The sequence below is a fragment of the Mucilaginibacter sp. P2_D11 genome (genome assembly GCF_056404435.1).
In genome coordinates, this window is record NZ_JBFUEA010000009.1 from 134,064 (window position 1) to 158,692 (window position 24,629).

At 48.1% G+C, this 24,629-nt stretch carries 26 protein-coding genes; 15 read left to right on the forward strand and 11 right to left on the reverse strand.

The genetic code is table 11. The features are described 5' to 3' along the window. Positions 1-50 precede the first annotated feature (50 nt). Positions 51-1,358 (forward strand): bifunctional folylpolyglutamate synthase/dihydrofolate synthase, encoded by a 1,308-nt coding sequence (locus tag AC1DXC_RS15785; protein WP_477460235.1) that lies wholly within the window; start codon positions 51-53, stop codon positions 1,356-1,358. 136 nt (positions 1,359-1,494) lie between these two features. On the opposite strand, the gene AC1DXC_RS15790 is transcribed toward AC1DXC_RS15785, so the two are convergent. Further along, a complete protein-coding gene (locus tag AC1DXC_RS15790; RefSeq protein WP_477460122.1) occupies positions 1,495-2,001 on the reverse strand; it encodes a lipocalin-like domain-containing protein in 507 nt (168 codons plus the stop codon). 104 nt (positions 2,002-2,105) lie between these two features. On the opposite strand from AC1DXC_RS15790, the gene AC1DXC_RS15795 reads away from it, so the two are divergent. From AC1DXC_RS15795 to AC1DXC_RS15815, 5 genes are all read left to right on the forward strand, one after another. Further along, positions 2,106-2,453 (forward strand): winged helix-turn-helix transcriptional regulator, encoded by a 348-nt coding sequence (locus AC1DXC_RS15795; protein ID WP_477460123.1) that lies wholly within the window; start codon positions 2,106-2,108, stop codon positions 2,451-2,453. A 201-nt stretch (positions 2,454-2,654) separates the two neighbouring features. Next, positions 2,655-3,644 carry an L-glyceraldehyde 3-phosphate reductase gene (gene mgrA / locus AC1DXC_RS15800; RefSeq protein ID WP_477460124.1) on the forward strand — a complete coding sequence of 330 codons (990 nt, stop codon included), beginning with the start codon at positions 2,655-2,657 and terminating at the stop codon, positions 3,642-3,644. Positions 3,645-3,926: 282 nt separating this feature from the next. Then, positions 3,927-6,383, forward strand: coding sequence for a DUF5686 and carboxypeptidase regulatory-like domain-containing protein (locus AC1DXC_RS15805; protein ID WP_477460125.1), 2,457 nt, complete (start codon positions 3,927-3,929; stop codon positions 6,381-6,383). A 134-nt stretch (positions 6,384-6,517) separates the two neighbouring features. Beyond that, positions 6,518-6,919, forward strand: a complete 402-nt coding sequence (locus AC1DXC_RS15810; protein ID WP_477460126.1) for a VOC family protein — start codon at positions 6,518-6,520, stop codon at positions 6,917-6,919. A gap of 131 nt (positions 6,920-7,050) precedes the next feature. Next, positions 7,051-7,533, forward strand: coding sequence for a DMP19 family protein (locus tag AC1DXC_RS15815; protein ID WP_477460127.1), 483 nt, complete (start codon positions 7,051-7,053; stop codon positions 7,531-7,533). 12 nt (positions 7,534-7,545) lie between these two features. On the opposite strand, the gene AC1DXC_RS15820 is transcribed toward AC1DXC_RS15815, so the two are convergent. Then, the gene (locus AC1DXC_RS15820) at positions 7,546-8,070 is read right to left on the reverse strand and encodes a GNAT family N-acetyltransferase (protein WP_477460128.1); all 525 of its coding nucleotides are present in this window, start codon (positions 8,068-8,070) and stop codon (positions 7,546-7,548) included. Between the two features lie 104 nt (positions 8,071-8,174). Between AC1DXC_RS15820 and AC1DXC_RS15825 the strand changes: the two genes are divergently transcribed. The 7 genes from AC1DXC_RS15825 to AC1DXC_RS15855 all read left to right on the forward strand — a co-directional run bounded on the left by AC1DXC_RS15825 (position 8,175) and on the right by AC1DXC_RS15855 (position 14,130). Beyond that, the gene (locus AC1DXC_RS15825) at positions 8,175-9,137 is read left to right on the forward strand and encodes a hypothetical protein (protein ID WP_477460129.1); all 963 of its coding nucleotides are present in this window, start codon (positions 8,175-8,177) and stop codon (positions 9,135-9,137) included. A 95-nt stretch (positions 9,138-9,232) separates the two neighbouring features. Next, positions 9,233-9,424: a hypothetical protein gene (locus AC1DXC_RS15830; RefSeq protein WP_477460130.1), complete on the forward strand. Its 192-nt coding sequence runs from the start codon at positions 9,233-9,235 to the stop codon at positions 9,422-9,424. A gap of 57 nt (positions 9,425-9,481) precedes the next feature. Further along, positions 9,482-9,730, forward strand: a complete 249-nt coding sequence (locus tag AC1DXC_RS15835; protein ID WP_477460131.1) for a hypothetical protein — start codon at positions 9,482-9,484, stop codon at positions 9,728-9,730. 145 nt (positions 9,731-9,875) lie between these two features. Beyond that, a complete protein-coding gene (locus AC1DXC_RS15840) occupies positions 9,876-10,202 on the forward strand; it encodes a hypothetical protein (RefSeq protein ID WP_477460132.1) in 327 nt (108 codons plus the stop codon). Further along, entirely contained in the window at positions 10,177-11,706 is a 1,530-nt protein-coding gene (gene guaA / locus AC1DXC_RS15845; protein WP_477460133.1) for a glutamine-hydrolyzing GMP synthase, read from the forward strand. The genes AC1DXC_RS15840 and guaA overlap by 26 nt, the downstream gene beginning before the upstream one ends. Further along, complete coding sequence (locus AC1DXC_RS15850; protein WP_477460134.1) at positions 11,663-12,916, forward strand: ABC transporter substrate-binding protein; 1,254 nt, start codon at positions 11,663-11,665, stop codon at positions 12,914-12,916. The genes guaA and AC1DXC_RS15850 overlap by 44 nt, the downstream gene beginning before the upstream one ends. Then, positions 12,913-14,130 (forward strand): RsmB/NOP family class I SAM-dependent RNA methyltransferase, encoded by a 1,218-nt coding sequence (locus AC1DXC_RS15855; protein WP_477460135.1) that lies wholly within the window; start codon positions 12,913-12,915, stop codon positions 14,128-14,130. The genes AC1DXC_RS15850 and AC1DXC_RS15855 overlap by 4 nt, the downstream gene beginning before the upstream one ends. 37 nt (positions 14,131-14,167) lie before the next feature. On the opposite strand, the gene AC1DXC_RS15860 is transcribed toward AC1DXC_RS15855, so the two are convergent. Both AC1DXC_RS15860 and AC1DXC_RS15865 read right to left on the reverse strand, forming a co-directional pair. Next, positions 14,168-14,377 (reverse strand): DUF5808 domain-containing protein, encoded by a 210-nt coding sequence (locus AC1DXC_RS15860; protein ID WP_477460136.1) that lies wholly within the window; start codon positions 14,375-14,377, stop codon positions 14,168-14,170. 189 nt (positions 14,378-14,566) lie between these two features. Beyond that, entirely contained in the window at positions 14,567-16,402 is a 1,836-nt protein-coding gene (locus AC1DXC_RS15865) for a DUF885 domain-containing protein (protein WP_477460137.1), read from the reverse strand. Between the two features lie 46 nt (positions 16,403-16,448). Between AC1DXC_RS15865 and AC1DXC_RS15870 the strand changes: the two genes are divergently transcribed. After that, positions 16,449-16,925: a DinB family protein gene (locus AC1DXC_RS15870; RefSeq protein ID WP_477460138.1), complete on the forward strand. Its 477-nt coding sequence runs from the start codon at positions 16,449-16,451 to the stop codon at positions 16,923-16,925. 79 nt (positions 16,926-17,004) lie between these two features. On the opposite strand, the gene AC1DXC_RS15875 is transcribed toward AC1DXC_RS15870, so the two are convergent. Then, positions 17,005-18,291, reverse strand: coding sequence for an alpha/beta fold hydrolase (locus tag AC1DXC_RS15875; RefSeq protein ID WP_477460139.1), 1,287 nt, complete (start codon positions 18,289-18,291; stop codon positions 17,005-17,007). 205 nt (positions 18,292-18,496) lie between these two features. On the opposite strand from AC1DXC_RS15875, the gene AC1DXC_RS15880 reads away from it, so the two are divergent. Further along, entirely contained in the window at positions 18,497-20,947 is a 2,451-nt protein-coding gene (locus AC1DXC_RS15880) for an outer membrane beta-barrel protein (protein WP_477460140.1), read from the forward strand. Positions 20,948-21,150: 203 nt separating this feature from the next. Here the strand turns inward: AC1DXC_RS15880 and AC1DXC_RS15885 are convergent, their stop codons facing one another. The 6 genes from AC1DXC_RS15885 to bcp form a co-directional block, all read right to left on the reverse strand. Beyond that, complete coding sequence (locus AC1DXC_RS15885; RefSeq protein ID WP_477460141.1) at positions 21,151-21,366, reverse strand: KTSC domain-containing protein; 216 nt, start codon at positions 21,364-21,366, stop codon at positions 21,151-21,153. 42 nt (positions 21,367-21,408) lie between these two features. Then, positions 21,409-21,795 (reverse strand): DUF1634 domain-containing protein, encoded by a 387-nt coding sequence (locus AC1DXC_RS15890; RefSeq protein ID WP_477460142.1) that lies wholly within the window; start codon positions 21,793-21,795, stop codon positions 21,409-21,411. Between the two features lie 179 nt (positions 21,796-21,974). Further along, positions 21,975-22,493, reverse strand: coding sequence for a hypothetical protein (locus tag AC1DXC_RS15895; protein WP_477460143.1), 519 nt, complete (start codon positions 22,491-22,493; stop codon positions 21,975-21,977). Beyond that, a complete protein-coding gene (locus tag AC1DXC_RS15900) occupies positions 22,483-23,499 on the reverse strand; it encodes a hypothetical protein (protein ID WP_477460144.1) in 1,017 nt (338 codons plus the stop codon). Before AC1DXC_RS15900 ends, AC1DXC_RS15895 begins: the two co-directional genes overlap by 11 nt. Positions 23,500-23,550: 51 nt before the next feature. Further along, on the reverse strand, positions 23,551-24,105 hold the full coding sequence (locus tag AC1DXC_RS15905; protein ID WP_477460145.1) for an RNA polymerase sigma factor: 555 nt from the start codon (positions 24,103-24,105) through the stop codon (positions 23,551-23,553). A 62-nt stretch (positions 24,106-24,167) separates the two neighbouring features. Continuing rightward, a complete protein-coding gene (bcp, locus tag AC1DXC_RS15910; protein WP_477460146.1) occupies positions 24,168-24,629 on the reverse strand; it encodes a thioredoxin-dependent thiol peroxidase in 462 nt (153 codons plus the stop codon).

A 24,629-nucleotide genomic window follows, 5' to 3' on the forward strand; every position in this document is an offset into this window, starting at 1 on the left:
CACAACTACCGACTGCCACCGCAACTGCAACTGCAACTGCTACTTTACCCATGAACTACAAACAAACCCTCGATTATCTCTACACGCAACTGCCCATGTTTACAAGGGTTGGTGCGTCCGCCTTTAAAACAGATTTGACCAACACTTTGGCGCTATGCGAACGGCTGGATAACCCGCAGCATAAATTCAGGAGCGTACACGTTGGCGGCACCAACGGCAAGGGTTCTACCTCGCACATGCTGGCGGCTATATTACAAACCGCAGGCTATAAAACGGGACTTTATACATCGCCGCACCTGAAAGATTTCCGCGAGCGCATACGCATTAATGGCGAAATGATAAGCGAGCAAACCGTAGTGGATTTCGTGGCGAAGCACCACCAAGATTTTGAGGAGATAAAGCCATCGTTCTTCGAGATGACGGTGGCTTTGGCTTTCGATATATTCGCCAAAGAGCAGGTAGATGTGGTTGTGGTAGAGGTTGGCCTCGGCGGTCGGCTCGATTCTACCAATGTAATTACCCCGCTGCTCTCGGTAATTACCAATATCGGCTGGGACCATATGAATATGCTGGGTGATACGCTGGAACTGATTGCCGGCGAAAAGGCGGGCATCATTAAACCGGGCGTACCCGTGGTGATAGGCGAGCATCAGCCCGAGGTATCGGAGGTGTTTTTGAACAAGGCCAAAAAAGAGGGCAGCCCGATAGAATTCGCATCCGAAAACTGGGATATCGTATCGCAAAGTACAAGCCTTAACCTGTTATCCGTAGAGGTGCAAAAACAAGTACTGCCTACCTTCGCGTTTTCGGACGAGCCGCTACTGTCCCTGCAATTGGATTTGCCCGGCCTCTATCAGCTTAAAAATCTCAAAACAGTACTATCTGCAGTAGAGGAGCTGCGCGAACAAGGTTTTGCAATCACCGACGAACATCTGTCCACAGCCCTAAAACAGGTAAAAGCCCTTACCGGCCTGCACGGCCGCTGGGAAGTGCTGAGCACCTCCCCGCTTACCATTTGCGATACCGGTCACAATCCCGAAGGCATACAGGAGGTACTGAAGAATATCTCGGCGGTGAGCTACCAAAAATTACGCTTCGTGATAGGGATGGTGAACGATAAAGACATCAGCAAGGTGCTGGCCATGCTGCCCAAACAAGCCATCTATTACTTCTGCAAACCCGATATCCCCCGGGGGCTTGAAGCCGAAAGCCTAAAGGAAAAAGCCGGAAGCCTGGGTTTACATGGCGAGGCTTACCCCTCGGTAAAAGATGCGTTCAATGCCGCGCAATCCGCGGCAAACGATAACGACCTCGTTTTCGTGGGTGGGAGTACCTTTGTGGTGGCGGAAGCGGTGTGATTATTATCAAAGTGTCATTGCGAGGCACGAAGCAATCTCCAAATAAGCAGAGCCGCTTTGCAAATCCGCTTGTCCAACGTAGAGATTGCTTCGTTCCTCGCAATGACGATGGAGTAAAAAGAGGATTATTGTAACCTCACATCCTCTCCCAAATCACTTCTCCCCTTACTGCATTACCCGTTGTAGGCACGGCTACGATGTATTTCAGCAATTTCCCATCAAACGTAAAGCGGCTTTTACGCTGCGTGTTTTCCCAGTTGGGATAACTTGCTGCGATAATACTATAAACGATGGTTTGCGTTGCCGGGTCGATGCTGTACTTGCCAAAATGAACATTGCTGCCCCGCACGGCGGCCCGGTACTCTTCATCGGTGCCCTTGCCTTTATCATTGGCCGCAAATGGCGGTCGGCCCTCGCCGCTGTATATTTCCATGGCGTAGTTGCCGGCGGCATCCATCATCAAAATACCTTTGGGGTTATCGCCATACAGATGCACGCGGCTGCTATCGGCCATGATGTTATCAACCATCTTAAGTCGGTACGTGCCAACAAGGTTTATAACGGATGTTGGTTTCGTATCCTTTTTCTGCGCGAATGCCAGGCTACTGCCCAGCAAAAACGCTAAGATTAGCGGTGTTTTCATATACCAAAGTTATATTTGCGTACAGGCAGCCGCAAGTAGGTACAAAAAAGTAGCCTGCGCACCAAAAAGGAACGCATCTGTATATCAGGCAAATAATTTTGAATATGGAAGAAAAAAGCAGGAACAAGCCCCCTAAATGCGGCATCGATTATGCTTTTCAGCGTATAGGCGGGAAATATAAGGGCCGGATTTTATGGCGGCTGCGGGCGGGCACCTTACGCTACGGCGAACTGCGCCGCACGGTAACCGGCATTACCCCAAAAATGCTCACCCAAACCCTGCGCGAACTGGAAGAGGATGGGCTAATCACTCGCAAGGTTTATGTAGAAGTACCTCCGCGCGTAGAGTACACACTCACCCAAACCGGCAGCGACCTGCTCCCCTTCCTGGCTCTGTTAAGGGATTGGGCCAAAGAACAGATGTTGGTGAATAGTATTGTGGCGATGCCGTAAGGGTGTCTGAATCAGAATTTTTCGGTTAATTGCTTTCAACGGCACTCAAGAAGGCTGCGCCGTTTACAGAATTTTAAAATTAACAGAATTCACGGCAATAATGGATTATCATCTGAACAAGTATTGCATTCTGAAAATTCTCTCATTCTGTAAATTCTGATTCAGACAAATCCCCTACCTTAGCCGCATAAACTAAATACCATGACGTACCAACCCTCACCGCAACGTTACGACAAAATGCAATACCGCCGCTGCGGAAACAGTGGCATCAAACTCCCCGCAATTTCTCTCGGCCTTTGGCACAATTTCGGGCACGTAGATGTGATGGAGAATTTCCGCCAGATACTGCACCTCGCTTTCGATAGCGGCATCACCCATTTCGATTTGGCCAACAATTACGGGCCGCCCCCCGGCTCAGCCGAAACCAACTTCGGCAAGATATTGAAAGAAGATTTCGCCGGCTACCGCGACGAGATGATTATCTCCACCAAAGCCGGGTACCACATGTGGGAAGGCCCTTACGGCGAATGGGGCTCCAAAAAATACCTCGTAAGCAGTCTGGACCAAAGCCTGAAACGCATGGGGCTTGACTATGTAGATATATTTTACCACCACCGCCCGGATCCCGATACCCCGCTGGAAGAAACCATGTCGGCACTGGATCTGATCGTTCGCCAAGGCAAAGCATTATACGCTGGTATCTCCAATTACAACGCCGAAGAGGCAGCTAAAGCGATAGCCATACTGAAACAGCTGGGTACGCCATGCCTTATCCATCAGCCCAAATACTCCATGTTCGTTCGCGATGCAGAAGAGGGTTTGCTGGATGTGTTGGGCAACGAGGGCGTGGGCTGCATCCCCTTCTCGCCATTGGCCCAGGGCCTGCTTACCAATAAATACCTGCACGGCATCCCCGAAGATTCGCGCGCGGCAAAATCTACCGGCTTTTTGCAAACCAGTTCGGTAACTGATGACGTGATAGCCAAAATAAAACAACTTAATGAGCTGGCCCTGCAACGCGGCCAAACCCTTGCCCAAATGGCACTGGCCTGGTTGCTAAAAGATAGCCGGGTAACATCGGTACTCATCGGTGCCAGCAAACCCGCGCAACTTGCAGATTCATTGAAGGCATTGGATAACATCGAATTTTCGGCAGAAGAACTGGAAAAGATTGAGGGGATATTGAAGTAAAAAACTTTAGCAATTATAGCGATGGGTTTCAAACCCAGGCTGCCGCGAGTTTCCAACTCGTGGCGGGCACAAGGTCAGCTTTCAGCTGACGAAAGCTGGAAGCTTTCTCTGTGCAAACCACGAGATACGCTATCGCTAATCTCGCGGTAGCGAAAAGAATACATTAAAGGGCATATTTAACTTAAAACTTAAATATGCCCTTCTGCTTTAACAATAATTAACAAAGCGTGTCTAAAATGTTTAACAGATAAGCTACATCTTAGCAAAACATTCCCACGCCTGATGAAACAAACCCTACTCCTTGCTTTAATAACACTATTTACGCTCAAATTATCCGCCCAGGATGTCACCCTCAGCGGCAAAATTACCGCTGATGACGGCAAGCCCATCCCCTTTGCAACCGTCTACGTTAAGAACACCACCAAGGGCACATCGGCAAACAGCGAGGGCGAATACAGCATCAATCTTAAAGCCGGCACCTACGAGCTGCAGTTCAGGGCCATGGGTTACCGGCAGGAAAGCCGCACGCTCGATTTAAAAGCCAACCAGAGCATCAGCATTCAGCTAAAGAACGAGGACTACCAGATAAAGGAGATTACCATACGCTCCGGCGCGGAGGACCCGGCTTATGCTATCATCCGCAAGGCCATCAAAAAACGTAAGGGCTACTTAAATGCCGTAAACGCTTATACCTGCGAAGTGTATATTAAAGGCTTGCAGAAATTGCTGGCAGCCCCAAAAAAGTTCCTGATGTTCGATGTGCAGAAAGCCACCCGCGAGGCCGGGCTGGATAGCAACCGTACGGGAATCATCTACCTGTCTGAGTCGCAATCTAAACTCAGCTTTATGCGGCCGGATAATGTGCACGAGGAATTGATCTCGTCAAAGGTATCGGGCAGCAATAAAGCGTTCAGTTACAACCGCGCATCGGACCTTAGGGTGAATTTCTACGAAAACACTCAGGTGTGGGAAGGTCTAAGCAACCGCCCGCTGGTATCGCCCATTGCCGATAATGCACTGTTTTACTACAAATACCAGTGGATGGGCATCTCGATAGAGAACGGCGAAACCATCAACAAAATAAAGGTCACCCCACGCCGCGAGCACGACCCTTGCTTCAGCGGGTACATTTACATACTGGAAGATAGCTGGCGCTTGCAGAGCCTCGGCCTCTCCATCACCAAAAAATCCAATATCAACTTCGTAGATACGCTTACGGTAAACCAGCAATTCGTACCGGTAACCAGCAACGTTTGGATGCCGGCTTCTATCAAATTCGAGTTTACGGGCGGCTTGTTCGGCTTCCGCATCGGCGGGTATTTTATATCGATATACAAAGATTACGATATCGACCCCAAGCTGGACAGGAAGCAGTTTGCCGAGGTATTGCGTATTACCAAAGGCGTAAACAAAAAGGATTCGGTCTTTTGGGACCAGCAACGCCCCATACCGCTCACCAACGAAGAGAAGGTAGATTACACACGCAAAGCCGTTTTAGCCGCCAAGCGCGAATCGAAACCCTACCTGGATTCGTTGGACCGCGAGAACAACAAGGTAAGCCTGGATAAGCTATTGCTGAGCGGCTACCAGCACCGCAACCGGTATCAGCACGAGTACTACAACCTCAATTCGGTATTAGGCTCGGTATTTTATAATACCGTACAGGGTTTCGCGCTGGATTACGGCGGGTCGTTCAGCAAACAGATCGATAGCGTAAACAACAAATACTTTTCAGTTTATGGCAGGGCAGGGTATGGTTTCGGCAACAAGCTGTTTTACGGCAGCGGCGGCATAACCCTGCCTGCAGGGCCTTTTACACTGAACGTAGCCGGAGGCGCCGATGTAGTGGATATGAACAACCGCGAGCCTATCACCCGTTTCATGAACACAGCCTACACCTTGCTCAACCGCGAAAACTTTGAGAAACTTTATCAAAAGAAGTTTGCTTCGGTAAGCCTTTCTACCCGCATCAGCGGCGGCTGGATGGCCAGTGGCACGGTAGAATGGGCAGACCGGAAATGGCTGCCCAATACGGCAAGCTATAGCCTGTTCCACCCCAAAGGAAATGAGTTTACCTCTAACAACCCGCTAAGCCCAACGGTTGAAGCGCCCTTATTCCCGCAGAATCAATCGTTCAAGCTGAGCCTGCACACCAGTTACGATTTCAGCAACAAGTACGAAACCTACCCCAACGGCCGCCGTTACCTGCCATCCAAATACCCAACCATCGGGTTTAACATCACCAAGGGTATCAAAGATGTGTTAGGTTCCGATGTAGATTATACGCTATTATCGGCCGACATCTCCAAAACAGATATCCCCCTCGGCTTTTACGGCAAAACCAGCTTTTACGTAGGCGCAGGCAAATTCTTCAACGCCAACAGCTTGTTTTATACCGATTACAAGCACTTCTCGGGCAACCAGGTGCTGTTTTACAGTTCGGGCATCAACCACTTCCTGTTGTTAGATTATTACCGCTACAGCACTGGCGACAAATACCTGGAGGCGCACCTGGAACACAACTTCTCGGGCTTCATCACCAATAAAATACCGCTCATCCGCAAGTTGAAACTACAAGAGATCATTGATGTGAATTACCTGTACACCCCAACCCTAAAGCACTATACGGAACTGGGCTTCGGCCTGCAAACTAACACCGGCATCAGGCTGATGTACGGCATGGCCTTTAACCAGGGTGGCAAGGTGGATAACGCAATACGGATTGGCTTGAGTTTTTAGGTGGCAACTAGATTTGTCATCCGTTATTTTTAAAAGTCGACAAATCTGCACGATTGTTGGCAAATCATATTGCTTAGTTATTGGTTTATGCAGGAATTATCCGTTACATTTATTCCACCAAAACTAAACAAACCATGATATTCAAAAACGCCATTAGCTGGTTCGAGATACCTGCAGAGGATATCAACCGCGCCCAAAAATTTTACGAAGCCATCTTCGATATCGAGATGATACCGATGGAGATGCCGGGCTTCGAGATGCGGATGTTCCCGATCGAAAACCCCATGGAGAATGTCGGCGGCGCCATTTGCAAAAGCGGCGATTTTTACAAGCCATCGGCAGAGAGCGGCCCGGTAGTTTACCTCAACGCCAACCCCGATGTGCAAATCACACTAGACAAGATAGAAGCAGCAGGCGGCAAAATCATCGTACCCAAAACAGAAATATCGCCAGAGTATGGCTTTATGGCCGTGTTTATCGATAGCGAAGGGAACAGGGTTGCCCTGCATTCGGTACCGGTGGGGATGGGTGATTAAACCAGTAAAACATCATACGGCCTATAACACCATCATTGCTGTTGACTTAAGTCAACGGCAATGATGGAAGTGCTATTCAGCTTTGACAACTCCTATGAGTTGTCAAAGCTTACCTTTTAAAATCAAAATTAATGAGTTCTAAGCCATTGAAACCCAATCTCGATCTACTACTTAACTCCTCCGATTTAAATAGTAGCATCATCGAATTAGATAATTACATCTGTGCGCTATGCGAGTGGGGCGATAATCTGGAGGCTTTAACATACCCTCAAATGGCATTTTATTTCAACCAGGAGCTGGAAAGGGAGGTAAACAATGGAGGATTAGACCAGTATTTTCGGAATTCGAGTGGAATGTATGCTAACGAAACTATCGAAACTTTAACGCTTATTGAGGCACGGAAAACCGCAGACATTTTACAGGAGGCAATCGAGCCGTTTCCTAATAAACAGGTACCGATTGAGCGTGATGCACGGGATGAAATTATGGGGCAAATAAGCGATGCAAATGCCGAAAAATGGGAAGAACTAGATCAGCGCTTTTTTAAATACGAAGATGATTTGAATGCCTTAAATATAGCGTTTGTAAAAAGTAACAGGGCTCATTTTGAGTAATTTCAACATCCCTCACACCAACTCCTTCCTCATCCTCACAATCCCCAACACCTCGCCATCAGGCAAGGGTGCATCAATGCGCTCAACAGCAGTATAGCCGAGGGCCTCGTACAATGGCACGCCGGGCAGGGTTGCGCCCAATTCCACGGTGGTGAAACCATTTGCTTGCGCGGCAGCTTCGCAGGTATTTATCAGTTGGCGGCCTATCCCCTGTCGGGCATAATCGGGGTGCACGAAGAATGCACGGATGCGGGCGGCATCCTTCAAAGGGTCGAGCAAGGGGTCTTCTATGGCTTTGTGCTGGTCGCCGCCGTAGAGGGTGTTGCGTTTGCTCCAGCCGCCGCAGCCGGTTATCACGCCACCGGCTTCGGTAAGATAATACGTGCCGTCTACCAGCAGCTGACTATCCACCCCAAAAATATGTTTAATGGCGCTTTCTATCTGCGCATCGGTATAATAGCCTTTGCTCAGCCCACGTACGGAGAGGGTTATCAGTTGCTGCAAAGCGGGGACATCGTTGGAATTTGCTAATCTCATACCTAAAGCCTCTTAAAGAGGAGCTTTGAAGGCTAAGATAGTTAAGTGGATATTATTTGCGAAATTGATGAGAAATATGGCTCATATTTAATTAAGTTTATTGGATGTTTAAAAAAGCCTTTACCCTTATCGCCACGGTTGTCATACTGCATTTTGCGCAGTTGGCGGCAGCTCAAACCGTACAATTTTTTGATGGCCAAAACTCCGCGCTGCCTGCCGGCACCATCAGCAGCGTAGGGATAGATAACAAGGGCGTAAAATGGGTATCTGCCGGGGCAAGGGGCCTGTTTACTTATGATGGCCATGCGTTTACGCCCTACACCAGCGCCGTTATCCAGGGCAAATTCGGTGAGTTTTTCAAGGATAGCAAAGGCAACCTGTGGATACCTTTTTCCGACAAACAAAACATGCTGGGACGTTATGATGGCAGCAACTGGAAGGTTTTTACTGAAACGGATGAGCCATTGTTAAAACATGGCGTTTACAAAATGGCCGAGGATAATAAGGGGAATATCTACATGGGCATCTTACACGGCTTGATTGTATATAATGGAAAAGGATGGAAACAAACACTTAAACCAATCGATTCCTTGGATGGCGGTGGCATTATTTCTTTGGACGTGCAGGGCGACCGGATTGCCGTGGGAACCACCGGGAACCTGCTACTATACGATGGCCGCACCTGGCAAAAATTGGATGAAAACAATTCCGAACTGCGTTTAGGAACCGTCCGCGCGGTTAAATACGCGCCCGATGGCTCACTTTATATTGGTTATGGTGGTGGTTTTGGCGATGGCGGATTCTCTCTCCTGAAAGACAATAAGTGGAAACACTATAACCGCCAAAATTCTAAAATGCCCGATCATATGGTACGCACGATCAGGTTTACACCCGGCGGGGCAGTATGGATGGCAACCAACAACGGTGCGGTGAAAATCGACGGTGATAAATGGACGATTAAGAAATTCAACTCCGGTCCATTTGATGCCATCTTGGATATCGCCGTGGAGAACGACCACGTTGTTTGGATAGTCGATGTAGCGGGCTTGGCGAGATACGAGGATTGAGGTCGCCGATTTTCATTTTCGACAATTTACACGAAAATAAAAGCACATAATTTTAAGGTAGCTTTTGTTAAATTTGACTAACAAAAACCAGGTCGATGGCATTATTACCAAAAAATCATATAGAGGAAGCTGATATAGAGAAAACAAAGAAAGTCATTTCTGAAGGTAGACCTAAGGGCGGCTTTGACGCAAAAAAATATAATGGGATTATGCCCCTCCTTGAAGACGCATTAGTAATTCAAAAGAAGATGAGAGAGGAGTGGGAAAGAAACATCGGTGACTTTTAATGCTGGAAAACCGTTCCTCACATTGATGATGATTTTATATTTGAAATAGGAGTTTTTATGACAACTAAGCGTATCGAAGAACAAATTATCGCGATTCAGCTTGCAACCAGCAAAGCAAACGAATCTGAACAGTCTGCCGCTACATTTTTGAGGAACGCCGGGATAATAAGTGCCAATTTCGTAATTAAACCTACACACACCCTGGTTGCTGTGTCCCGCGGCAACCAACCCACCAGCCTGCAAGCGATAGGGATTGCAGTGGAAACCCCGGAATGCAGCGTCGCTTCTATCAGCGGCGCGGAATGAGGAGTTGGAACGGAAAGCCCGGGCCGGAGGCATCGCCACAAATTCTCACGCCACAAATTCCATTATAAGCATCTAATCTCAATAAAGTCATCGGCTGCTCATTGCCGCAGGGGCTACTACTTTTGCTGCACCAAAAGTAGCAAAAGTGCTTTCAGCAGAAAGGCTTCTTTGCCGCACCAGCCTTTACCCTGCAAATCGGGCAGAACTCACAGGCTGGGAAAATTTGCTCCTTGCTTCGCCGCTCTTGTCCCACGCTTCAGCAAAAATTCCCTATGCCTTTTCCCGCTCACTGCCCACCGCGTTCTACCCGCTTTCGCCCGAAGCTTATCTACTGACCCTCAAAAAGAAATCAGTAGTCAATAAAAAATCCGAAATCGAACATCCGAAATCCTCTCATTTCTCAAATCTCGTTTCTCACATCTCAAATCAATTCCCTATCTTTGCCCATGCAAGAAAAAATCCTCATTCTTGACTTCGGTTCGCAGTTTACCCAGCTTATCGCGCGCCGTGTCAGGGAACTCAACATCTACTGCGAGATCCACCCATTCAACAAAGTTCCTGAAATAGACGAAAATGTAAAAGGTATCATCCTTTCGGGCAGTCCGTACTCCGTGCGCCAGGAAGATGCGCCTCATTTCGATTTCATTAAACACCATACTACCCTGCCAATTTTGGGCGTTTGCTACGGTGCACAATATATTGCCCATTTCCATGGCGGCGAGGTTTTAGCCTCCAGCACAAGGGAATATGGTCGTGCCAATTTGGATTACATCAAACAAGGCAACCCTCTGTTTAAAGATGTGCCGAAGGATTCGCAGGTGTGGATGTCGCACGCGGATACCATTGCTACCATCGGCAGCGATTTTGAGATTATTGCCAGTACCGATAGCGTAAAGGTTGCCGCTTACCAGGTAACCGGTACCCAAACTTATGGCATCCAGTTCCACCCTGAGGTTACGCATAGCACAGATGGCAAGCAATTGCTGCAGAACTTCCTGGTCGACATTTGCGGATGCGCCCAGGACTGGACACCCGATTCGTTCATCGAAACCACCATTGCCGAACTGAAAGCGAAGCTTGGCAATGATAAAGTAGTATTAGGCTTATCAGGCGGCGTAGATTCCTCGGTTGCTGCGGTATTGCTGCACCAGGCCATCGGCGCAAACCTGCATTGTATATTTGTAGATAACGGCCTGCTGCGTAAGGACGAGTACCAATCCGTATTGGATTCGTACCAGCACATGGGCCTCAACATAAAAGGCATAGATGCCAAGCAACGTTTTTACGATGCGCTGGCCGGCCTTACCGACCCGGAGAAGAAACGTAAGGCCATTGGCCGCGTATTCATCGAAGTGTTTGATGATGCCGCGCACGAGGTGCAAGGTGTAAGCTGGCTGGGCCAGGGTACTATTTACCCGGATGTTATCGAATCGGTTTCGGTGAAGGGGCCATCGGCTACCATCAAATCGCACCATAACGTTGGCGGCTTGCCCGATTTTATGAAACTGAAGGTTGTTGAGCCTTTGAACACCCTGTTTAAAGACGAAGTACGCCGCGTAGGTGCCGCTTTAGGCATCGACCCGAATATTCTTGGGCGCCATCCTTTCCCGGGTCCGGGACTGGCTATCAGGATATTAGGCGACATCACACCCGAGAAAGTTGATATTTTACAACAGGCCGATGCGATTTATATCAACAATTTACGCAGTGCCGGTGTTTACGATAAGGTTTGGCAGGCAGGCGCTATTTATTTACCGGTACAATCGGTAGGTGTTATGGGCGATGAGCGCACTTACGAGAACGTAATTTGCCTCCGCGCGGTAGAATCGTTAGACGGGATGACGGCCGATTGGTGCCACCTGCCGTATAACCTGCTGGCCAAAATCTCTAACGAGATCATCAACAACGTAAAAGGAATTAACCGGGTAGTATATGACATCAGTTCGAAACCGCCTGCTACCATTGAGTGGGAATAAGTGGTTCATACTTGTATTAGCATTGGTGGTGGGCGCATGCTCGCCTAAAGTGCGTACTGTACCTGTTGCTGCCAAACCCGTACCAACAGCACCCGTAGTAAAGCCCGAAAAGCCGATACCACCGCCTATTAAGCCGCCAGAGCCTAAATTCTCGGTGGTATCGCTTATTTTGCCTTTGGGGCTTGATAAGCTTGCGCCGGGCCAAAGCTACAGCGCGGGAGATTTAAGCAAGGCTAACATGTCGGCAGAGTATTACCAGGGCTTTAAGCTAGCGCTGGATTCTGTTGCCGGCCTGGGAGCCAACTTTAAGCTACAGGTTTTTGATAGTAAAGACGATGCCGCTATACACAGCCTGGCACAAAATCCGCAGATAAAAAATGGCGACCTTATCGTAGGTCCTATCTTCCCTGAGGATATACGGCTTTTTGCGTCGATGTTCAATTATTCGCGTAAGCCTATCGTGTCGCCGCTGTCGCCTGCCTCGCCTACCCTGTTCAATAACCAGAACATCGTTACCATGACACCGCCGCTGGAGTACCATGCCAAAGGCGCAGCTACCTATATCGTCAACAAGCTGAGGCCCAAGAAAGTGTTCATCCTCAACTCGGGCTTCAGCGATGAAAAGCTTTACAACGGCCCCTTTAAACGCACCATCGATAGCTTAAGCAAGCGCAAGATACAGGTAGTGCCGTTCACCGTGGTGCGGGGCAACCTTACCCCGCTGGTGGCACAATTGAACAATAAGGTGGAGAACGTTTTTTTAGTCTCCTCTACGCAGCAGGCATTTTTAATGGTGACGCTGAAATCCTTAGATACTTTATCAAAGAAATTCCCGGTTACGCTCTTTGGCCATCCTAATTGGGAGAAATTCGCCTTTCTGAAGGCTAACCTGCTGCAACGGTTGAAGACGCATATCACCAGTACCGATAAGATAGATTATAAGTCGCCCGATGTAAATGCGTTTATACGCATGTACCGCAAGGCATACCATACCGACCCGACCGATTTCGCCATAAAAGGTTTCGACGAGGGGCTTTACTTCGCGCAGCTGCTGGCGCGCGAAGATGATAGTTACCGCCGTGTGGAGCAGAATGATTTTACGGGGCTGCATAACAGCTTCCATTTTGAAAAGAAACCCGGGCAGGGCTGGGTAAACACGCATGTAGATATCCTGCGTTACCAGGATTTTGAACTTAAACCCGTGCAATGAAAGCCATAAACCAGCTTAAGACTTTTCAACGCATCCTGGGCGATTATCCGGCAGATACTCCTTTAGGCAAGTTCCTACCAGGCTTTTACCGGCAAAACAAGCAAATGGGCTCCACGGACCGCAAGGTGGCGGGCCGCCTGATTTATAATTACTTCCGCTTGGGCAAAGCACTGTACAATGCCCCTACCGAGGATAGGTTGATGGTTGCCGAGTTCCTCTGCAATACGCAAACCAATTCTTTTTTGCAGCATTTTAAGCCCGAGTGGGCGGTGTGCGTGGGTTTCGGTATCGACGAAAAAATCAACATCGTAAAAACTGCCCATCCCGATTTTAAGCTGGAAGATGTGTTCCCCTGGAGCGCGCAGCTATCGACGGGTATCGATAAAGATGCATTCCTGAAATCATTCTTTGTGCAGCCCGACCTGTATATCCGCATGGCCAAAGGGATGGAGGCGGCGGTTAAAGCCGAACTGGTAAGGGCTGGAGTAATATTCAAGGACGAGGGGAACAATTGCCTGAGTTTGCCCAACGGCACCCGACTGGAAACCATCTTCCAGAAACAGCATTGGTACGAGGTGCAGGATTACTCCTCGCAGCAAACGGCCAATTACTTCAGGCCCCAGAAATGGGATAGTTGGTGGGATGCCTGCGCCGCATCGGGCGGGAAATCCTTACTGCTGCATAGCCTGCAGCCCGATATAAAACTGGTGGTATCAGACATCCGCGAATCTATCCTGGCCAACCTGGATGAGCGTTTCCAACTGGCGGGCCTGCGCAAGTATCAAAAGAAACTGTTGGATCTTACCGAGAATAACGAGCAGCTTTTATACCAATACGAATTCGACGGGATTATTTTAGATGCGCCCTGCAGCGGCAGCGGCACCTGGGGCCGTACACCCGAGATGATAAGCCAGTTTGAAATACACAAAGCCGACTTTTTTAAACGCCTGCAGCAAAGCATCATCCCCAACGTAGCGAAGCACCTGAAACCCGGAAAGCCCATTATCTATATCACTTGCTCGGCTTTTAAAGCCGAAAACGAAGATGCCGTAGATTTTATGGTAAAACAACTTGGCCTGAAGCTGGAAGAAATGCAGGTACTTAAAGGTTACGAACGCAAAGCTGATACGATGTTTGTGGCGAGGCTAACCGCGAAAGCCACCCAGCCCCCTGTCCAGGAGGACTCCTTTGGAGAAGAGGGAGTTCTTGAATAGCAAGCCCGGATTTTCAGACTTACTAATAATAAATTGACTACCCCTTAGCTGCCTTGTGGCTCATCACCTTTACCACAACTGCGATAGCAATAATAGCACCTAATAGTATCCAAGTTCGTCTATCGGCAAAATTGAAGGTATAACCCAACCCGAAGCGTTTCGGCACAAAAAATTTCGGGTCATCGGGGTTGTAGTAGATGAAGCCCCATATCCAATGGGCTGCATCGCTCTTATCGATATCGCTCATATTTGGGAAATTTAATTATTCGCAGTTATGCCACACGGCGAGGTTTTGTACCTACGGCACAAATATCGTTTTAATTTACCCCGCTACCGACATTTGGCCCCCATGGGGCCACTCTAAGCAATCAGGATAATCCGCTTCCGAAGTTCCGAGTTCCATCTGCACATCTGAAATTTGAAATCTGCACATCCGTTATCCCCCTGTCCCCGGCTGCGTATCAATCTTAGGTACAGCAAACATGGCCTCTTTTATGAGTTTGATAGGCGCGCTGCCGTAGCTTAGGAATTTCTCGTTGAACTCTTTTAGGCGGTACTTATCGCCTTGTTTCTTTTTCCAGGCTTGCTGCAGTTCGGTGATTTCTTTGTAACCGGTGTAATAGCTGGTGAGCTGTACACTGCTCACACTAACGCGTTTCCATTTGCCATCAGCCTCGGCCTGCTGTTGGAAGGCTTCGTGGGTGAGCATTTTGATGGCTTGCTCTTTAGTCATGTTGCTTGCGTGAACACTGTAATCTAATATAGCGTTGCAAACCGAGCGCAGGTTCCATTTATACCACATCAGGCGCATCTCGGGCGCGCTATCACCATATCCGGCATCCAGCATCATTTGTTCGGTATAAACCGCCCAGCCTTCTATCATTGCACCGTTACCAAATACCGATTTAACCATGCTTGGCGATTGATTGGCGTACACCTGCTGCGTATAATGCCCCGGGATAGCTTCATGTATATTTAATATCTGCAAAATATAGTCGTTGTACTCGCGCAGGTAACTTTCGGCGCGGGCAGGCGCCCAACCGGCAAGGCTGCCAACGTTATAATAGGTATTGCCCGTTTTATCATAAGGCCCCGGCGAAGTAACGGATGCGCCTGCAACCCCGGCCATATAGCCCGGCTCCTTACGTACCACCAAAGGTTTGGTTGGGTCCAGCGTGAGCAGGTCCTTGGCTTTGATGAAGGCGGTAAGTTTAGGCAATTGCTGCTGAATAGCCGTTTGAAAATCATCGGGCGCAACGTGTTTGGCCGATAGGGTGTCTATCATCTGCGCTATCATATCCAACGAATCGGCAGGCATGGGTTTCGTGCCGAAGTATTTTGGCCAAAGCGTCTTGCTTATTTTGGTCATCTCGCGGTGCAGGGCTTTTTTGCGCTCCATTGCCGCGTTGTAGGTTTGCTGGGCGGTGCCTTCGGCCTGTATATCGTATTTGAATTTGTTTTCGTAATACTCCTTGCCCAGGCGGAAGCTGCGCGGCTTATCGTTCTTCATGGCCTTTAAAAAGGCGGCGTAGGCTTTAATGGCATCTGTGGCGATGCGAGCCCTGTCTAACATCTGTCGCTGCTCGGCATCGGGTATCCTTGTTTTCTTCAGCGAGTCGGCAAAATCCTTATCTATCACGCTAAGGCCGTTCAGGTTTTGGTCAATGGCCAGGTCGGTAAGTTCCTGTACCGGATTCTTTAACTGTTTTTGGGCTTCCTTATAATAGGCGGGCACAAAGGCCATGCGCTGGTAAAAGCTGCGCAGGCGTTTTTCCAACGGCGCGTAGTTCTCGGTAAGCATAACCGCAAAGCTGCTGATAACGTTGTACGATGCCGGGTTCCACTGGTACTCGCGCAATTGCTCCAGCTTCCACTGCATACCTTCCATTTCGTTCTGCATCATGCGGTGGTCGATTTTGTTGGCATCAGACAGCGTACCCACCTCGAACCTGCTCAACGAATCCAGCTGTACTTTAGAGAATTTGATGGCTTTTTTGCGGCTATCGTCGCTCGGTATCGTAAGCAGGCTGTCGTATTTATGGTAGCCCGCAGCGGTGGCAGCCTGGGGGTTCTCTTTCCAATAATCGTCGAGGAAACGCTCTTCATATTTTTGGAAAGCGGCATCATCTTTAGCCGACAATGGCTCCATAGATTGCCCGTCTTTTTTACAGGCCGAGAATGCGGCCACGTACAGGGCGAGTAGTAGTAGTTTTTTTATCACTGTTTTACCAGGTTTGCTTTGGTTGATAAACTTAGATAATTTGGCGCACATAAATCAAATTTGCGGCTATTTTGTTGCAAAGGGAAACACTTCTTTTATGAACGAAGAACATGAGCTATTAATTGCCGAACTCATAAAACTGCTTGAGGGCGGCGGTGCCCATGCTACGTTAGCCGAGGCCCTGAAGGATATCTCCGCCGAATTCAGGGGAAAGAAACCGCATGGCCTGCCTTACAGCATATGGCAGCTTGCCGAACATATACGCATTGCGCAATGGGATATGCTGGAGTTTAGCAAAGATGGCAACCACCAATCGCCAAACTGGCCCGATGATTACTGGCCCAAAGATGCCGAACCCAAAGACGATGCCGCCTGGGATAAGACCATAGAACAAATCAATACCGACCGCTCGGCATTCCTGAATTTATTGAAAAGCGAAGACCTCTACAAACCCATACCCCACGGCACCGGCCAAAACATCCTGCGCGAAGCCTTGCAAATAGCAGATCATAACGCCTACCACACCGCAGAGATTGTTTTGTTAAGGAGGTTACTGGGAATCTGGGACCGCTGATTTAAATGATTACGTTGATTCCGCTGACGATTTTGAAACTCAAATCAACGTAATCCTTTAATCATTAAAATCAACGGTCCTATTTCAACCCACTCACAAACTCTACTATGGCCGTAACCAGTTCGGGCTTAAGCGGGAGGACGGGGTTGCTGTAGGTGGCTTTATTCTGTTGCCGGTCGGCGGGGGCTTCTTTCAGTATATGGTTCATGCCGGTAATGATTACAAGTTTGGCATCAGAGTTGGCTTTCTTAAGTTTATCTGCATCGTCTACAGGTACCTGTATATCGGTTGTGCCTTGTAGTATCAACGTGGGTATTTTTACCCTCTTCATAATATTGTAAGGGTCGTACCTATACCACGACATGAGGTACGGCTGTATGCTTGGCCGGGCTATGTAGTACAACTGCGGGTCCATATAGTCGGTAGTTTTGCCCTTGCGCAAGCTATCTACCATGGTTTTATACTGATCTACCAAAAACTTGGGCTGCTCTTTCTCCACCTGTTCCAATACAACCTTTTCGGCAGAGCGGCCTGCGCCGGCAACCGATATAAAGGCTTTAACGGGCTGATCGCGCAGCGAGAGCAAACCAACCAGTGAGCCTTCGCTATGCCCCAGCACGATAACTTTAGAGAAACGCGGGTCTTCGTTCAGCATGTTAATCAGGCCCACGGCATCGTCTACATAATCAGTAAAGCGTAGTTCTTTTTCTTTGGTGGAGGTTACGCTCTGCCCCACCAGGCGTTTATCGTACCGCAGTACGGCTATGCCTTTTTTGCCGAGTTCGTTGGCCAGCATTTTATAGGTATTGCCATTGAGGCCGAGTTTTGGGCTGTTCCCATCGCGGTCGGTAGGGCCGGATCCGGGGATGATAAGCACCACCGGCACCTTGCCTTTGGCATCCTTGGGTATGCTTAGCGTACCGGGTATAGTGCCTGTGAACATCTTGAACAGCACGGGCTCCTCGGTAATAGAGGCATCCATTTGTATGGTTCTGGCCGGTTCCTGGTAAGGGGTAAAAAATACGCCTACCAGTTTATTCTGGTTGTTGAGCGATAGGTTCAAAAAGAACACCGCGTTGGCGAAAGTGGCCTTGTAAATAGCAGTTGGCGCAACGTAGCGGTCTACATCAGCTTTAATCAAATTACCCAATTGGGTTTTTAGTTGTATGGTGGTTGCGTTCCATTTATCAAGCGGCATAGCCGTTTTCATTTCGGGCGCAAACATGGCGTAGATGCTATCGGGCTGCGATGCGTTGTAGAACTGCTTAAACTTAGCGAGTACCGGTGCAAAATTAGCCGGTACGGTTTGTGCCATGGCGTTTACTGCAAAAAATAAGGCGATAGCAATACTGGATATTCTTTTCATTCGGGGTTTAACCTATTATAATGAGGGATAATGGTGGCGAATTTACTAAATTTTAAAAGCTTTTGATTTGCTATATCCTATAACTACAGACAGCCATAATTATTATCGTGCGTAAAATGCATATTAACAATACATCGAATTAATATTTTATTAAATTTGGCTCGTCCTAAACGCACAATATCGAATAAAAATCTACCAATTGTTAATGAGTTTTAAAACAGGATGTTTACTGCTAGTATTCATAGCGGGCTTTTTTGGTTTTTGCAGCGCCCAAACCACTCCGGCAGTACTCAAGGGTAATATATATCTACAGAATAATACGGCTGCCGAAGCCGCTACCGCCATATTGCTCCGTCAGGCCGATTCATCGATTGTGATGTCGGCCCTGGTAGATAATGCCGGTGCATATACTTTCCGCAACGTACCTGCGGGCAGCTATATCGTGGCAGCTTTCCGCCTGGGATACCTTAAAGCTTACTCGCCAGCATTCCAGATAGCTGCCGGGCAGCAGTTTACCGCACAGTCCATACACCTGCAGCTTGCCGATACCCAGCTTAAGGAAGTAGCCATCGTTGGTAAAAAAGCTTTCGTAGAGGTTCGCCCGGGCAAAACCATCGTAAACCCTGCAGCCAGTATTACTGCCGATGGCAAGAACGTATTGGATATTTTGGCCCAAACGCCTGGTGTAAGGGTTGGCGATGCCGATAATATCAGCATCAGCGGCAGGCAAAAAGCTTTGATACTGATCGACGGCAGGCCTACCAATCTCACCGGGGCCGACCTGGCTGCACTCCTACGCAGCACCCAGGGCAGCAATGTAGACCGTATTGAACTCATTACCGGCGGCTCGGCCAAATATGATGCCTCGGCAGGCGGGGTTATCAATATTGTGATGAAGAAGGGCAAGAACATTGGCACCAACGGCACCATCAACTTAACTGCCGGTTACGGCAAGTTTTATAAAGGCATAGCCGGCTTTACCTTCAACAGCCGCAGCAAGTATGTAAATGTGTTCGGCCTGTATAATATCAACGCCAACAAAACCTACCGCGGCTTTACCAGCAACCGTAACGTAAATGATGGCGGCGCGTTAAGCAGCTACGATTTAAATTATTACGGCGAGCAAAAAGTGTACAGCCACAATTACCGCCTCGGGGCCGATTTTACGTTATCGCCCAACCAAACCCTCGGCGTACAGGTTTACGGATTTGTAACCGATAATGATTTCAACAAGAACAACAGCCTCAAAATTGCCAACCAGGGGCACCTCGATTCGGTGATTTTGGTGAACAGCCGTGTCGACCGCGACCTGCGCAACATCAACTACAACATAAACTACAGCGGCAAGCTTGATGATGCCGGGCGCACCATAGCTGCCAGCCTAACATACCTGCCCTATACCAGGCACTCGGCCGAGTACATCAACAACACTTTTTTTAATGCAGCAGGCTCAGCCTACCGCCAGCCCCAGTCATTACAGAATCTTTCGCCATCGCAGCGCCGCAACTGGACGGGGATGCTGGATTATGCTAATCCGCTCAATAAAACATCCAAACTGGAGGTTGGCTTTAAATTCAGCCATACCAAAAGCGATAATACGCTGATATTTGGCCCGCTGGTAAACGGCGCATATACTATCGACCCATTGTTCAGCAATAAATTTGTGTATAACGAGGATGTACATGCGGCATACTTAAACTACACCGCCGCCTTCGGCAAGTTTGATATGGTGGCAGGGCTACGCGGCGAAAACACCCATTCAAAAGGGCAATCTGTGGGGGTTGCATCCGCCACCGCTGCTTTAAACATTTTTAATTACTTTAAGCTGTTCCCCAACCTGTTGCTGCACTACGCGCAAAGCGACAAGCACGATTACGCTCTCACCTATATGCGCGGTATTTTAAGGCCCGATTATGAGAGCCTTAACCCCTTTTTGTATTATGTAGACCCTTACGATTTTCAGAGTGGCAACCCCTACCTGAAGCCGGAGTACAGCAACACCATCACCTTTACCTATACCTACAACCAAAGCCTCTCTATCGCTTTGTATGCGGGTAAAACCACGGACGCCAACTTCTCGTTCTACAGCCAAAACGATGCCACCAAGGTTAACCTTACCACTACGCGCAACCTGGGCGATGTGAAGGACATTGGTGTTCAAATTATATCGCCCTATACACTTACTAGATGGTGGACGGGCGAAATCGATGTAAATGCAGGCTACTACCATTACACCACGTACCCCGAAAACGGCAACCTGGATAAGGGCGCAGCCGACATTATCTTCAATACAACCCAAAACATCAGCCTGAGCAAAAGCCTGGCGCTGGAGATAACCGGCTACTACGAAACCGCTAACCAATACGGCATACGCCGCTTTAGCCCCAATTATTACGTTAACGCCGGCATGAGCACCCCAATATTCGGCAAGCGCGGCAAGCTTAGCCTGAACGTGGCCGATATATTCAACACCAACCGCGACAGGGCCTACACCCTTTACCAGAACATCGACTTGCGCATTAACGGCAAACCCGAAACCCGTATAGCACGCCTGGCCTTTACTTACCGGTTCGGCAAATCAACCGTGAAGGCTGCTACCAAACACCAGACCGGTACCGAGCTGGAGCAGGACAGGATGCGGAAGGGGGCAAATTAAAACAGGAAGAATATCGAATGATGAATTTCGAATGCTGAAGTTCGAAGTTTTGTTTGTGATGATTTTTTAACCACAGAGTGCGCGGAGAAGGCACAGAGGGGAACAGAGCTTTGCACCACTGTTAAACAATGGCTTTGTTTCCTTTGCGGTTTTTCCTTTGCGTGCTTTGTGGTAAAATTGCCACTGAGATTTGCACGCTCTGTTTAACCTACCTTTTGTTCCTTATACTTCCCTTTAATTTTGGTGACGAAAAAGTTGCCTAACGATTCGCTGCTTAAGAACCTTTTATATGCAGACGGCTTGAAATCGAAATATTGCCACACGCCGCTATGTTCCTTAAACTCCAGTTCGAGGGTGTGGGTTTGAGCATCGTAGCCGATGCTCTCTAGGGCCGATGATTGTACGGGCTGCCTGCGCATATCAGTATAGCAAGGCAGATGAAAATTGGTTTTAAAAAAATATCAGCCCGCGTGCCCGCTAAACATGCTGATGAAGATAATAAGCAACACGATAAGGGTGATGCCTACGTATAGATAATCCTTCTCCAGAATGAAACCAACGGCCGAAAACACCACGCGGATAACAGGCGTGGCAATCAGTAAAATAATGCCGGCCTGTATTATGGCCCTGCCCCTTAAAGTAAATATGCCGTTGATGATGCCCGATGCGTTATGCACAAAATCGGGAACACCTTTAAAGGTGTGGTAATCGGGAGTTTCGTGCCCGTGGCGGTAAATAAATACAATGCCCCCAATAAAAACTACCGACATGGAAACAAGTACCCCTGCGCGGAGTATCCAGCCGATGATGGCCTGCATGTCTTTTTCTTTGAAGCTGGTGTTCGTCATTGGGTCATTGGGTCATTGGGTCATTGGGTCATTAACCCGACGACAGGAGCAAAACTAAGGGTAAAAAAGAAAGCTTGCTAATTATTTAACTCATTAAATTACCAACGAAAGAAGCCGACAAAATTGAACTGATAAGTTCACCCCTACACCACAAATGAACTAATGAACCATTGAACTAATTAGTTCCCCGCGCGGATGGTGCGTTCCGTAAGTTGTTTAAATACCTCGTCGTTAAAAGCCTGTTCGCTTTTGTAAAGGATACTTATTTTGGATGATGGGATTATCTTTAAAAACTCATCCAGATAATGCTTCTTAATTGTAAGCATTTGATTATCATAGGAAAGGTCTTTGTTTATTTTATCGCTATCCGTGGTAGAAGCACTGTTTCGGTTTAAGCGTTTTAAAATACGTACCGCCTTTAGCTCTTCCTGGTATTGGTGGTACAGCGGCCAAAAAGCCTTCGCCTCCTCGTCGGTAAGGTCCAACTGCTGGGCCAGGAATTTATCGCGGGCAGCTTCTATTTTTTTGCCGTTAACCTTGCCTGCGCCCGGTGGCTGCAGCGTGCGACGGTTATCGCTGGTCTGCTTTAAATTAGTAGCCTGCGCAGACACTTCATAGCCGGTTGCAACGGAAATAACCAATAAAATAAAAATATATCTGAGCAATTTAGCCATTAAAAAGGTCGCGTTAGTTTGCATCAATATAATCGCTCAGGTCATCATCGAGCGCTTTGGTATTGATTTGTTTATCATCCTGTATCATACCGCTTGCATCGCCGGCATCTACATTCTGTTCAAGGTAATCTTTAATCTCGTCAACCGGCACGTTTGCCAGTGCGCTGTGCAGTAAGGTTTTTTGATGTGCAGATTCCGGCACTACCACGGTGGTGCCGTTCTGCTGCAAAATTACGCCTGTGCCGATAACCAGGGCAAGGCAGGCTGCAGTAGCGTATTTAAATGAGTTGCTGGCGAACAGCTTCCTGATGATGGTTTTACGGATAACCACCTCTTTGTTTATCGTTTTGTTGAGGATATTTCGATTTAGCGACTCGAAATAATTATCCGGAACGCTAAACCCTGTGGTTTTTTCGGCAAGTATCTCTTCAACGGCTATACGGGCTGCAATCTGCTGCTGCATATCGTTAAAGTAACCCTCTGGCACGGCAAAAAATTCTTCGCTGTTAGCAAGCTCTTCTACCGCAATGCGGCTTTCTATCTTGCTGGTCAACTCGTCGAAGTAACCTGCAGGCAGGGCGTAGCCCATATCTTCGGTAGCTTCGGCTTCGATATTGATACGGCTGGTGATGCTATTGCTCAGCTGTTCAAAATAGTTTGCAGGCAGGGCAAAACCGTTATCTTCGGTAGCCTCTGCCATTTCAATATTAATACGGCTGGTAATGTTTGCTGTAAGTTGATCGAAGTAATTTGCGGGCAAAGCAAAGCCATTATGCGCTGCATCTGCCTCCACATCTATATTTATCCTGCTGGTAACGTTGCCCGTAAGCTCGTCGAAATAATTTGCAGGTACCGTAAAACCGTTAGCCGGGTCTGTACTTTTTAATTCATCTAATTTAACCAATGATAAAATGCGCTGACCGGCTTCTTCAAAATAGGCAGACGGCACTGTGAACGGGTTGTTTTTAGTAAACCGTTTTAGTGACATTTCTTCGTCCCCCCATTCCCTATTGTCCATATCGCTTTTCATACTCTGTAATAGATGAATAATACTTCAAAAGGTTTAATGCTAATTTAGTAATTAATCGGTATTCGTAACAAACGCCTCTATTTTTTTCACGGCGAGGTGAAACGACGCTTTTAGCGCGCCCACGCTGGTGCCCAGCACATCGCTCATCTCCTCGTACTTCATATCGTCGAAGTATTTCATATTGAAAACGAGGCGCTGCTTATCTGGCAGGGTGAGTATGGCTTCCTGCAGTTTACGCTGTATCTGGTCGCCGGTAAACTGGTCAGTGCTGGAGAGGGTATCGGCCAGCTCGTAATCCACATCATCCAGCGATATGTTGTTCTTTTGCTTCTTTTTATTCAAAAAGGTGATGCACTCGTTGGTGGCAATGCGGTACATCCAGGTGTATAGCTGCGCATCGTTACGAAAGCCCGGCAGGTTTTTCCACACCTTGATGAAAACGTCCTGCGTAAGGTCGTCGGCATCGTCGTGGTCTATCACCATGCGGCGCACGTGCCAGTATATTTTTTGCTGATACTTCTTCAGCAGCATATTGAATGCCTCGTTGCGGGTTTTATCCTCCCTAAACTTGCTGAGTATCTCTTCGTCTTCTGCCTGTATGGCCATCTATTAAAATTTATCTTTAAATAAATATAAAGCTTTTTTGCATCAATATGTTTGGCCTGCGGTTATTTTACCAGCTCCAGCACTTGCTGCGATGAGGCCTGGGTATCAACCTTATCAATCACATGGCTGATGGTGCCTTCACCGTCAATAACGAATGTAGTGCGCACCGTGCCCATATATTTTTTGCCGTACATATTTTTCTCGTGCCAAACATCGTAAGCTTCTACTATGCTATGGTCGGTATCGGCTATCAGGGTAAAGGGCAGGCTGTATTTGGTCTCGAATTTCTTGTGCGATTTTTCGTCGTCCACGCTTACGCCTATCACCTCGAAACCCTCTTTCAGCAAGGATTGGTAGTTATCCCTGAAATCGCAGGATTCTGCCGTGCAGCCGGGGGTATCATCCTTTGGGTAAAAGTAGAGAATAACATTCTTTCCCTTATAATCTGATAAGGATACCTCCTTGCCGTTCTGGTCCTTTGCGGTAAATACGGGGGCTTTGTCGCCTGGTTGAAGAGTTGCCAT